The 12795-nt window shown below is 28.5% G+C and carries 8 protein-coding genes; all 8 read right to left on the minus strand.

The genetic code is table 11. The features are described from left to right. Positions 1 to 70 precede the first annotated feature (70 nt). Positions 71 to 5599 (minus strand): VWA domain-containing protein, encoded by a 5529-nt coding sequence (locus OXH55_RS09750; RefSeq protein ID WP_268049748.1) that lies wholly within the window; start codon positions 5597 to 5599, stop codon positions 71 to 73. 14 nt (positions 5600 to 5613) lie between these two features. After that, entirely contained in the window at positions 5614 to 6216 is a 603-nt protein-coding gene (locus OXH55_RS09755; RefSeq protein WP_268049749.1) for a type II secretion system protein, read from the minus strand. Next, positions 6198 to 8447, minus strand: coding sequence for a pilus assembly PilX N-terminal domain-containing protein (locus OXH55_RS09760; protein ID WP_268049750.1), 2250 nt, complete (start codon positions 8445 to 8447; stop codon positions 6198 to 6200). The genes OXH55_RS09755 and OXH55_RS09760 overlap by 19 nt, the downstream gene beginning before the upstream one ends. Positions 8448 to 8458: 11 nt before the next feature. After that, the gene (locus OXH55_RS09765) at positions 8459 to 9301 is read right to left on the minus strand and encodes a prepilin-type N-terminal cleavage/methylation domain-containing protein (protein WP_268049751.1); all 843 of its coding nucleotides are present in this window, start codon (positions 9299 to 9301) and stop codon (positions 8459 to 8461) included. A gap of 18 nt (positions 9302 to 9319) precedes the next feature. Beyond that, a complete protein-coding gene (locus tag OXH55_RS09770) occupies positions 9320 to 10555 on the minus strand; it encodes a hypothetical protein (RefSeq protein WP_268049752.1) in 1236 nt (411 codons plus the stop codon). Further along, positions 10542 to 11108 (minus strand): PilN domain-containing protein, encoded by a 567-nt coding sequence (locus tag OXH55_RS09775; protein WP_268049753.1) that lies wholly within the window; start codon positions 11106 to 11108, stop codon positions 10542 to 10544. The genes OXH55_RS09770 and OXH55_RS09775 overlap by 14 nt, the downstream gene beginning before the upstream one ends. Before the next feature lie 8 nt (positions 11109 to 11116). After that, positions 11117 to 12187 (minus strand): pilus assembly protein PilM, encoded by a 1071-nt coding sequence (gene pilM, locus OXH55_RS09780; protein WP_268049754.1) that lies wholly within the window; start codon positions 12185 to 12187, stop codon positions 11117 to 11119. A 151-nt stretch (positions 12188 to 12338) separates the two neighbouring features. After that, a complete protein-coding gene (locus OXH55_RS20020; RefSeq protein ID WP_272509019.1) occupies positions 12339 to 12743 on the minus strand; it encodes a type II secretion system protein in 405 nt (134 codons plus the stop codon). Positions 12744 to 12795 lie beyond the last annotated feature (52 nt).

Below are 12795 nucleotides of genomic sequence, written 5' to 3' on the forward strand. Positions count from 1 at the left end.
TTAATTGTTGAATATGCTAATAATAAAAAACGTATAGATAACTTTTTTAGCTATCTATACGTTTTTTAGTTTAATCTAATTTAGGTAATTTCTCAACTAGTATTTTTAACTTTGCTACTTCAACATTATCAATTTTTACTTTATTAACTATTTGAATATTTTGGGGTGCATCAGTTATAAATGTATATTCAATAATATATGTTTTCCCATTTTCAAATTGATATTTTAATAACTCATTACTAATTTCATTCAACTTGCATATTGAAGTAAATACTGGAGTTCTATTAAGCGTTCCATTATTTAATTCATATATATTGAATTTAGTATTTCTAGTATTATACCTAGCGTCAACATCAATTTCAAACTTAGATTTATTATTATTAACTTCAATCATAACCCCAATATGCTGCACCATCGTTCTTATAATATTAATGTTATTAACTTTAACATTACTTTCTTCTGATTCATTTCCTCCAATAATATACTTATTAGCTCTATCATCTTTCACAAATATTCCTTGTTTCACAACATTAGTTTTTGCTGTACTTATATCAAAAATTCTTCGTGATATATTACCATCACTATTTCTAACTTCTACTTCCAATATACTTGATCCAGCAATCAGTTTTACATTATTTTGTCTATATACTCCTGAAGAAGAATTTGTTTTTGGATGAGTTGTTTCTGTTATATATTCAGTTCCATTTGCTTCAAATTCATCTACCCAAATATCTGGTTGAGATTCTATTACAATATTGTTTTCTCCTTCAACAAACTCATTTGTAACTAATTTAATTATAGGTACTGTAATTGTTACGCTCTTATTAGCTTCGTCAGTTCCAACAATCGTAATATACTTACCTGTTAAAAAGTTTTCATCTAATCCAGACTTAATAAAAGTTTTTATTCCATCTACAGCAGTTACATTTGGATCATAAATATTATATTCAGCATCAGCAGTGTTCTTAACTTTAAGTTGCTTTAAAGAAATTTTTTCACCATTAACTACAGCTTCTGTGACATCAACATTTAAATCATACTTATTGTGATCACTTGAATTTGATACTAAGCTAGTTCTAATTAATAAGCCAGATATTTCTTCAACATTAATATCTTCAAATTCTAAAGAAGTCATATTAAATATTTTTTTACCTTGTTCACCATTATAATCATTATAAGTTATGAATGAACCTTCATGTTCACCTAAAACATATCTTCCTGCACTAACACACCTAAATTGCACTTCAAAACTTACAGGATCAGCTACAAGTTTATCTTTATTTTTATTTAATCTGTACGTAATATTAGGTATATTTCCTGTTACTGTACCATTAGTAAAGGTAAATTTACTATTGCTAATTACACTCAAACCAGTTGATACATTTTCTTGGAATTTAATATTGTTAATAACAAAATTATCAAAAAGCTTATTTCCATTTTTGTCTATAGCATTCTCCCCTTGAGATTGTATTAACGCAATTTGATTATCATCAAAGTAATCACTAAGAGATAATTCTAATGGAGTTATTGTATATTTTGATTTAAAAGTTTCTCCACGTTTAAAATTATCATCATCAGCTAATATAGTTCTTGCTAATTGTAATTGTGCTTCAAATGGATTAACCACTAATTCCATATCAATAAACGGATTTTTAATCTTATCACCATCAAAAGCTGTATATTCTAAGTAAGATGCCTTGTTTGAACCTAATGTGTAAGTACCTTTTTCACTTACATTTAACTTGACTCTTACCTCAAAAGGCTGTGCTGTATAACTTCCATCACTTTGTTTTGTATAAGTAATATTAGATACATTTCCAACTACCACACCTGAATTTGTTAAATCTACATTTTGCAATCCTTCAACTTTTAAAACATTAAATTTATTTACATCTGGAAAAGTTTCTGTAAATTTGACATTAGTAACAACTAACCTATCTTCAACGGATTGATCACCAAAAGCTTTACTTATCTCTTGTGAAGTAATCGGTTGAGGAGTTATTGTATATACAATTTCAAAATTTCTACTCTCCATTACTGAAGTTTTATCATTAGCAATTTTTCTTGTTACTACTACATCTGGTGTTAGTTTTTTAGTTACTCCTATCGTAAACCTCGAAAATTCTTTCTGTCTATTAGCACCATCTAAGTCTTCATAATTTACTGTCGCTTTTTCATTAACCCCTAAATTAAATTCTTTGACTTCATTTCCTTTAAATCTTACTGTAAAAGTAATTGGTTGTGCTTCATAAACACCCTTTTCATCATTTCTCCTATAAGTTATATTTCCTAAATTCTTTTTAACATTTTGACCTGCTACTTCAAATCCATTAACTCCATTTTTCTCAACTATTTCAATACCCTGTGGTAAAATTTCTTCATATTGAATGTTTTTAATTATGCTTTCACCATATTTTTCTTGAATTTTAATATCTTCTGGTTTAACAGTATATTCTATATTAAATTCATCTGCAACTCTAATAGCACTATCTCCTACTATTTTTCTACTTAATGTAATAGGCGCTTTTCCCCCTACAACAAAAGGTCCATAAAAACCTTCTCGATAACCCCCATCAGAATTTTCAGCTTTATAGGCTATATAATATTTACCCGGTTGTTCTGGGAATTGTACTCCATAATTCACCTTAAAAGTAGCTTCTGGATATTCGCCTGGAGTATTATTTTTTGCTGGATAAAACCAATTATAAGGAACATTATTTTTATTTCTATTTGTAATTTTATTTACGTTGTTATACCATAGTTGAAAATGTGCTGAACCACCCCAGTTAAAATACTCTAAATAAATTGGATAATACTTATCTTTCTTTAATCTCATAACATTATTCAATGTTCCGAACTTTGAACCTTGTGGAACAAAAAAGCTATTTTTATTAACAATATCTATTTGTTCACCATCAACAATTATATATCCATAACTTCCATCATCAGAGTTTATACCAAAATAGTAATCCCCATCTTCATCTGGCTTTATATATCCCCAGAATTTTGATGATTCCTTATAATTATTGTCTACAAAGAAATTTCTCATAAATACTGTATTCGCTAGCCATTTTCCATTTATATGATCTATATAAGAATTAGCATCTGATACTGCAGTTGACTGAATTTGTATAATGTTGCTCGGTTTCTTAAAGGTTTCACTTCTATTAGACCACTTATCTCTTCCTGATAAATTAGGCATATGACTTACATCATAGCTTCTCCACTTTAAATATCCCGACTTATCCTTCATGATATCTGTGTTACTATTTCCATCATTATTAACTTTAACATCTGTCCACCCTTGTGTTGGTAAGTTTTGAGGTTGTACATTTGATTTGACAAATTTATATTTAAAGCTATCTAAATTAACATCTTCTGCTTGAAATTCAGCATAGCCTTGACCTTTTAATAAGTTATCTGTTTCTAAAAATTTATCTTCTCTTTCTGTTCCAGAATTTTGTGATTCAACTTTAAAAGTATCTTTCACTCCCAATGCATCAGAAACCTTGATTGTTACCTTTGGCTTGTTTGAAGACTGTTCCAAAGAAATTTGTGCTTCACTAAAATATTCTTTTTCTTGACCATCATACTCTTCACCAAGAGTATATTCTACAAAAGACTCATCATTAGCCCCTAACTTATAAGAATTATTTTTCTTTGTTTTGTAAGTTATATTAAATGAAATCTCATCTGCGTTAAACTTATCTCCACCTTTACTGTAATATACAGGAATATCTCCAACTATTTTATTGCCTTCAACTCTTAATCCTTGTGGAAGATTTTCTGCATTCACAACCTCTAGTCCTTGTGTAAAAGATTCTTCAAAATGAGCATCAGCAGTAAGGCTATTCTTGAATTTCTCATTTACAGATGCTGTTATCTCTCTGTAATAATGATTACCTACTTGTATTATCTTACCTTCTTGTAGTTCCTTTTTTTCTTCTTGAGTCAAATTTTTATAATTGCCATGAGCCACTATTTCATAAAGTTTATCATCAATAGGAGTAAAATTATTTTTATCACCAAACCAATATTGTTTCATTTGTATCTTTCCATTATTTTTTCTAAACTTTTTATAAAGTTTCCCTCTATATTCACCAAATATATTATCATAATCAACTGAAATAGATTGAGGTATTATTCTATAATTAGCTAAAAAAGTTTCTCCTAAAGATAAACTATTATCATTTATTGTTCTTTGTATTTGTACTAAATCATCAGATATAATTTGTTTATTTGATACATTAATACTTTCAGAAGATAATGGTACTGTTTCTAAACTATTATTAACATTATATTTTACAAAAGAAGTTTCATTTAAACCCAAAGTATAAGTTCCTACTCTATTTGCTTTGTATGTTACTGAAAATTCAATAGGCTTGGCTTCATATTTGCCATTACTATTTTTTGTATAATAAATATTTTTAATATCACCAACTATTTTATTTTCTTCCACTCTTAATCCTTGTGGTAACTCTTCTGAGTTCATGACTTGTAACTCATCAATGGTTTCTTCAAAATGAGCAGATGCACTTACATTAGTTTCAATAATTTTTTGAATTTCATCATATACAGACTGAATATCAGACTCACTTTGTGCATTTTTATATACTCCACCAGCACTATTAGCAATTTCCAAATTTTTAGAATCATCTGTTCCATTACCAAATCCAACTACAAAAGTTTTTATATCTGAGTCCTTTATTTTTTCTGTTGCAATTTTTTTTGAATAAATTAAAGCTTCTTCTCTATAATCATTTATTATAGTCCCATTATTTCTCCACGTTGTTTGATAATACCCACTTGCTTTACCATACCCCATTTTATAACCAACGCTATAAGCTTCTGGTTGACCATCTGTCATCATAATAATAAATTTTTCATGTCCATCATTATTATTTAAGCGATAATATGCTCTTCTTAATCCATCACCTATGTTTGTACTTCCATGTGCTGATAATTCATCAATCTTTGTTTTAATTCCTACATTAATCCTAAATTCCTTTTCCAAATCAGACTTTTTGTAAACCCTAACAAATTGGCCATTTTTATAAATATAAAATCTACTATAAGAAGAGTCACAATATACATTATTTTTATTAATATTTAGTTCATTACAAATTCTATTAATATTTGAATTTGTTAAATTCTCATCATCATTTTCATTTACATAATCTAAATCAAATACAACATCTGCCAAATTATCATATTTAACTAAACCAATTCTAACTTTATCATTCCCCTTAAATTTCTCAACAAATCCTTTAGCAACATTTTTCATTATACTTAATCTTTTCTTATTATAACTTACATTTTCAGCTCCATTTACTCCCCAATCCATACTCCCTGAAGTATCAATCACCAAAACAATATCCTTGTTCTTATTTGATTGCTGATTAATGGTAAGTTCTTTAGGTGTTATGGTATAATCCACAGTAAAAGTATCTCCTACTTCAAGATTACGACCATTAACTGTTCTGTTTATTACAACCTTATCTCCTTCTGAATTTGTTTCTGCTGCAAAAGCTGGCAGAATACTTATTTGATTCAGCATAAATACAAAAACTAGAATAAAATTAAATATCTTTTTTCTCATTTTATATCCCTCCTTTACTTATTCCTAAAATAAACCTCACTTTCTACACTACTTGTTACCTTGTCCTTACTTAATACTATTATCAATTTAACACCGTCAGCATTTATAAAAGACTCGCTCGCACCTAAATTTACGACTTGTATATTTTCAGCTATTACCATTCCACTAACCTCATTTGCAGATAAGCTTCCATCCTTGTCTATAATTTTATTGCTGTCACCACTAGTTCCATGCCAAAGTTTATTATCTGCAACTTCAAAAATCTCATATAAATCACTGCCACTGTCATCTACTGTTTTAAATACTATTCTGTCTATATTTCCTCCATTAGTTTTACGTGATAAATCTTCCGCTCCTTTTTTTACCTCCAATATACCTTTAGACCCTATCGCAAAATCTACAATTTTCTTAATTGCTTTTTCACCTTCTGATTGCAAATCTACCTGCTTACTTACTTCATTAAGTGCTTTGTAATTGGTAAAAAAGAAATTAGATAATGGAATCATTACTATTCCTAATATGGATATCACTATCAAAACTTCTATTAATGTAAATCCTTTCTTTTTCACTTTTATATTTAGATCACCTACTCTTGCAATCATTTTAGTATCTTCCATTTCGTTCTTGTAATTAGTTTATCTCTAATAATGTCACTCTTTACACTGTCATCATCTGTACCTACAGAAGTTTTTGCTTCAACTTCAAATTTGTCTGACAAATTATTTTGAAATACATTCTTAAAATCTTCATAGTTATATCCAATAAGTCTTTTTACATACTCTCCATCATATGTTATCTCTTTAGGGTTACTATCCTTAAATATCAAACTTCCTCCGCAAATTATAGTTCCTTTAAAGTTTATATTTCCAGAGAAATAAACATCACCAGCAGTAATAATAATTCCTCTAAATTCTGCAGTATTACCTTGTTTTTCTACTGTAACTTTTTCCCCACTAATTGAACTAGTATTTACGCCTTCAGCAGCAAAGACATACGATTTATTAGTGTCATTATTTAATAGAATTACATCACTACTATTATCTATTTTGCCCTCAGTATTTTTACCTACAAACTTGTTTGTAATCCTGCTGAAATTCACTTTATCCTTTACTTTTTGCTGTACATTGTTTATTGTTTCTAAATGTTTTTCATCTGTAACGTTCTCACCCATGTAGAATATCTTTCTTTTTATTTCATGTACCTTATCTCTTACTTCATCCCAATTACCAAAATTACTCTCAATTATTTCATCGTGATTACTGCATATAATGGCTCCTGTATTAGCAAGAATTTTATTTTTATCTTTTATTATAATGCCGTTTTTACCGCCTAAATTTAATTTATAGTCATCATCTTTTTTATATTCATTATGATAATGCTTAAAATAATAACTTTTATCAAAAACATTTAAATCTATACCATCCAAGAATTTTGATGCAAGTATAAGTGGCTCCTTATATTCAAAGGTTACATTATTTTCCTTCAAACTTTTTTCTTTATCATTCTTTGGATCTCCCTTTGTAAGCGGCATAGTATATGCTTTATAGTTTCCTTTAATAGATACAGATTCCCCTGTTTGATATTCCTCATTATTATAAAGCTGTATATAAGAAGATCCTGCTATAAGAACCTTGTCATCAACTCCACTAGTTTCAATATTTATAGAAGATCCACTACCTATATCCTCAGCATTAACTATAATAGAACTTGAATGATTACTTTTATCTGAAGCACTTCCATCACTAACACCATAGAAACCACCAGCTATATTTATCTTAGAGGCTTTAGCATTCAATTCTAAATCGTCCATTGTAAACAAACTACCGCTTAAATTATCATCTTTATTGATATTTAGGTTAGACCCTTCTGCACTAGTATCTATAATGGCATTTCTTACATAAGCATCTCCATTTACAACAAGATTACTGTTTGTACCCTTCAAAAATATATTTTGTGCGGAAGATAATTCACCATTGACAGTTAAATTAGAATTATGCTTGTCTAATATAATACCACTTTTAACCTCTTTCTCATTAGTAATTTCACCATTTTCACCCACATTAGTTCCTTTTACAAAAACATCTCCTTCAATATCTACATTACTTCCTTCAACTTTCATATCACCATCTACAGCAATCCCTTTTTGGAAAGCAAGATTTTCTGGAACTTTTATTATACTGTTCTCTATATAATAAACAGCTTTGTACTCTGGAACAACTATTTCATATCCGGCTTCAACTTGTTTTCTTAAATTTTCATGATTAAAAGTAGATACTAATCCTATTTCCATTTTGTCATCTGAAAACTTCAAAGGAATAGTAGTATTTGGTAAAAAGCTCATCTCTGGCTTTGAGCTATCACTATTAAACTTCTCTCCAACACCATTTTCATCAAATTCATAATTATCACTTTTTATTAGTTCAGTTTCTAAGTTACTTTCTATATAATCTCTAAAAGCTATCTGAAATTTTTCATTTTGAAATTCTTTTATTTTTTCTTCATTTACAGAACCATCTTCATTTAAATACGGACTACTATAATTTTTGTCAGCAAGTACTTTTAATTTTTCCTCATGAATTATATTACTTAAATTCACCTCTTCATTTTTTACCGCAGTATTACCTTTATCTATGGCAGTATCAACTATTTTTCCTATAATTGCATAAGCTTTATCAAGTCCTGCTTCAGATGCATAAAAATTTGTTTTCATAACTTCATTCATCCTGCGAACCTTATAGCTTGAAAGTGTAACTGAGAGTATAGCTGCTCCAAAAACACTAAGTATACTTAGCATTACTAGTACCATTACAAGTGAAGAACCTTTTTTAACGCTAAAACTCTTTTTCATATTATCCTTCCTTATTTTAGAAATGTCTTATATCCTTTATTCACACTTAAAGTTTCTCCTGTTTTTTTATCCGTCACTTTTACAACAATCTTATAAAGTCTTTTATTGGCTTCATTTGAAATAGATGAATTATCTTCTATTTTTAAAATGTCATTATACTGTCTTATTTTACCACCGTGTTTTTCAACAATAATTTCAGGTGATGAACTTAACTTATCAGCTTTAACAAAATATAACTCTAAAATATCACTGCTTTCATTATCTGCTGAAATTGTAAGTCCATTTGGTAAATCTCTTAAAATATCAATTCTTATTTTTATTTTATCCTTTTCTTTTTCACTGCTTCTAATTATTTTTTCGTGTCCAATTGTTCTTTCATCTTCAGTTTTTTTCTCTTCATCTCTTAATGTAAACACTATATCATTGTCCATACTGTGAATTTTTATATAAGGCTTGACTACATTTTGTTGTGGTATTGATAAAATTTGATTATTATTATAAAACTGTATAACTTCACTTTGCTTTGGAAATACAATCTTATAATCAGAAGCTATGCTGTCACTGCCATTTTCTCCACTTACTGAATTATGTTTAAATTCATAGCCTTCAACAGGTTCTATAGAACAATCCACATGAAAATTACCTTCATCTAAATTATAGCTGTTCAAATTAACTCCTGATTTGATTTTTTCCATATACTTTTGTGCCAAATTAGTAGCTTTTTGCTTATCCTCTGAAACTTTTGTAAACTTAACTGAGGTTAAAACCATACTGGAAAGAGGAGTAATTATTATTCCAAGTATAGCAATGGTTATTAAAAGTTCTAGTAAAGTAAAACCTTTGCTCTTTCTCATTTTCCCCCTCCAAATCAACTACTTACGATTCACTGTAATTTTTCCACTTTTATTAATCACACTTACTCTTGGCTTATTTTTATCATCATATTTTATATCGACTATAACTTCTTTGTTAGTATTATTATATAATTTCACACTAGCTCCTGCTAAATCTTCGCTAGAATTTCTTGAACTTGAAAATATAGAAATATTGATGGTGTTTTCTATTGGATTAAATACAGTTCCATTGCCATTAAAATCTGCTGGATAAGCTTCTTTACCATTTTTATATTTATAATAATATTTTCCATTTGCTTCAGTAATATAAAGTTCTACACTTTCAATACCTGGATTATCTGATATAACATAAGATTTTTTAGAACTGTCCTTTGTTTTTCCAAGTATAACTGTTGGTAAATCTGAACTTATAGGCACAACATTCATAGAAAAATCGTAATTTCTTTTACTTTCAGTGACTACTTCTGCTTTTCCTATTGTATTATCGAAAAATGGATTAATCTTACCATATTCATTCTTAAAATCCCACTTTAAGTATTCACTGTCTTCCTCAATTGAAAGTTTAGGTACTGCATAAAATTCAAGAGTTAAATTCCCTGCAAGGTTACTTTCATCAGCAGTCAAACTTATATTTTTTATAACTATTCTATTGTTGAAATTTGTAATTTCATCTATAAATTTCATTACATTATCGTATGAACCTTTAAAATTAATACCTATTGTCATTTTTTCTGCTTCTGGCTCAACCTTTTTATTATCTTTTTCTTTATCATTATTTTCTTTATTATTATTTTGTTGACTTTTATTTTTATTTGAAGACTTTTCTTCGTCTAAAGCTTTATATTCTTTAACAATCCCTTCTAATAAGAATGATTGAGTATTATCTTTTTTCTGCTCTTCTTTTAATTTCTGAACTTCTGGTTTTGATATGCTAAAAGAATCACATTGCACACCAGATTTTTCTATCATATCATTTAAAATAACTATTATCTTTTCTTCTTTAATTGAAGGGAATAATTCTATTACATTCTCATATATTTTACTATTAATAATTTTTATTTCTTTATTAAGCTTTTTCTCATGAACTACATTATTATTTAATTTCTGAATTTCTACGTTGTATTTATCTCTTTTGTCTTGTAACTCTTTAACTTTATCCATTCTTACACTAAATATAAATTTATAATATGCCCCAAGGAGTGCAACAATTAACAATATAATCAGTAAGATTTTTTCACGCTTAGTTGCTTTCATTTACACTCTCCTCCTTAAACGAACATATAATGTTGAATGAATATTGTGTTCCTTCCTCAGAACTTGTTATATTTGATACATGAACATCATCAAATACTCCACAAGTTTTTAAATTATGCTCAAACTCTGCAATAGAAGTTCTATTTGCAGCCGTTCCTTGTATGGTTACATTATCACTTATATTCATTACCTGAAAAGATACTTCCTTAGGAACTTGATTAGATACTTTTTTTATAAGTGCTGTTTTTATCCTGTCACTCTTCATAGTTATTTTATTTACTTCTTCCACAGCATCATAATAATTGTTTAATAAGTTCAGTTTTTTCTGTGCAATATCCATTTTTTGTGCTGCTGTTTTAAGTTCTTTTGAATTTAAGATTTTCTCTTTGCTAGCAACTTCATTTTCTAGAGAATTTATTTTAAATACAGTATATAAATGCCCAACCACCATTGCACCAACTATCATAGTTGCTATAATACCAACATAAACAAATTTTAAGCTTGAACTTTTCTTCTCTTCATAAAAGGCTTCAAAAAAATTATAATCTCTCATATCATCACCTATCTAAGTCTAATAATGCCGCCAATGGCATTTAGATATCTTTCTAAGTTAATATTACAAGCTGCTTCACCAGTTACTGAAATATTGCTCATCTGCTCCAGTTTTTCAACAGGTATATTAAGTAATGATTCCATATATCCACAAATCCCTTTAAGTTCACTTACTCCACCATGAATATAAATCTTGCTCATTTTTTTAAATCTATTTTTATTTATATAGTAGTCAATCATTCTTTGAATATCACTAGCCCATCTATCCACTACTCTCTTTACAGAAGCAGTAATAATCTCAGCTTCTTCATTTTCTAAAATCTTACCTTCTTTTAAATTACATAAAGCCATCTTTTTCTTTTCAGCTTCTTTATCACTTATACCAAGTTCACTAGCTATATTAGCGTCTAAATAACTTCCTCCGCCCATAATAATTCTTGTAAACTGCAGTACTCCTTCTGAAATTATATTTAACTCTATTTGTTCATAGCCTATATCTACAACTACCACAGTATTTTCTAAGCTGTATTGTTCAGAATTAATATCTATATCATCAATATCAAATAATTTAGCTATACAGTTTGAACTTAAATCTAAAGCCACTGGAGTAAACTTTAACTCCTTTGCTAAATCCCAATACATCTTTGCCATTATTTTAGGATAAATTCCTACACGTATTGCCGCCTTCTTTACACTCTCTTCTTCATACTCGTTTAGCTTTTTATATTTAATTATATATTCATCAAAATTTATAGGAAGATACTGCTTCATTTCGTATTCTATTAAAGAATCCATTTCATTGGGTTTTACAAGAGGAACAGAAATCTCCCTTGTAATTATAGAGGTGCTTTTAGATACGCATATTAATTTCTTGGTCTTAGTATTCATTCTTTTTATAGCTTCTGCTAATTCTTCTTTCATTGTAATTAAATTAGTAATTTCTCCATCATTAAAACAATTCTTAGGAACTTCAAAACTCAGGGCTTTTTGAACTATTACCTTCTTTCCCTGCATCCTTCCTTCCACCAGCTTAGCATTTTCACTTCCAAGTTCCAGTGATAATACATTTCTTTGAAACAAGCTGAGCACCTCCTTTTACGTAGTACAGTTTCATATAGTTTTCATAAAATAACTTTTTGAATTATTTCTCTTAAATAACAATTTATACATTATAGGTGTAATAACCCATAATGTATAAATTAAAATTAATTTTATATACTTTACACACTCATTATTTTGGATATACTTGTTTAGTACCAGTAGTATCTCTGTAAACAGTTATTTCTCCAGCTGACGAAATTTTTATATAAAATGAAGCTGCACTTCCTGTTTGTTGAGGTTTAGGAACTGTACTAAGCTCAGCTGTAACTTTTGGAGCAGCTGTAGTTGTTACAGCTGTTACTGCAGTATAATCTGTACCTGTTGTTAAGGTTCCATTAGCAATTGCCATTGCAGCAGCATCTGCTATCAGCTTACCATTAGCTTGATCTGCACTTATTTTAGCTTTTTCTTGAGTATTAGTAAATCTAGGTATTGCCACAGCCGCCAATATTCCTAAAATAGCAATAACAACAATAAGTTCAATAAGTGTAAAACCTTTTTTCTTCTTTAAGTTTTTCTTTAAATTAGTATTCATAAAAATACCCTCCCCTTTTAATGTTTTATTTAAAGTTTAATTATAATCATAA

Source organism: Clostridium ganghwense (assembly GCF_026735165.1).
Lineage (GTDB): Bacteria > Bacillota > Clostridia > Clostridiales > Clostridiaceae > Clostridium_H > Clostridium_H ganghwense.

What these genes read in the sequence shown, in the direction of transcription:
- OXH55_RS09750 (WP_268049748.1), bottom strand. Translation starts at nt 5,599, where the DNA reads ATGAGAAAAAAGATATTTAATTTTATTCTAGTTTTTGTATTTATGCTG.
- OXH55_RS09755 (WP_268049749.1), bottom strand. Translation starts at nt 6,216, where the DNA reads ATGGAAGATACTAAAATGATTGCAAGAGTAGGTGATCTAAATATAAAA.
- OXH55_RS09760 (WP_268049750.1), bottom strand. Translation starts at nt 8,447, where the DNA reads ATGAAAAAGAGTTTTAGCGTTAAAAAAGGTTCTTCACTTGTAATGGTA.
- OXH55_RS09765 (WP_268049751.1), bottom strand. Translation starts at nt 9,301, where the DNA reads ATGAGAAAGAGCAAAGGTTTTACTTTACTAGAACTTTTAATAACCATT.
- OXH55_RS09770 (WP_268049752.1), bottom strand. Translation starts at nt 10,555, where the DNA reads ATGAAAGCAACTAAGCGTGAAAAAATCTTACTGATTATATTGTTAATT.
- OXH55_RS09775 (WP_268049753.1), bottom strand. Translation starts at nt 11,108, where the DNA reads ATGAGAGATTATAATTTTTTTGAAGCCTTTTATGAAGAGAAGAAAAGT.
- OXH55_RS20020 (WP_272509019.1), bottom strand. Translation starts at nt 12,743, where the DNA reads ATGAATACTAATTTAAAGAAAAACTTAAAGAAGAAAAAAGGTTTTACA.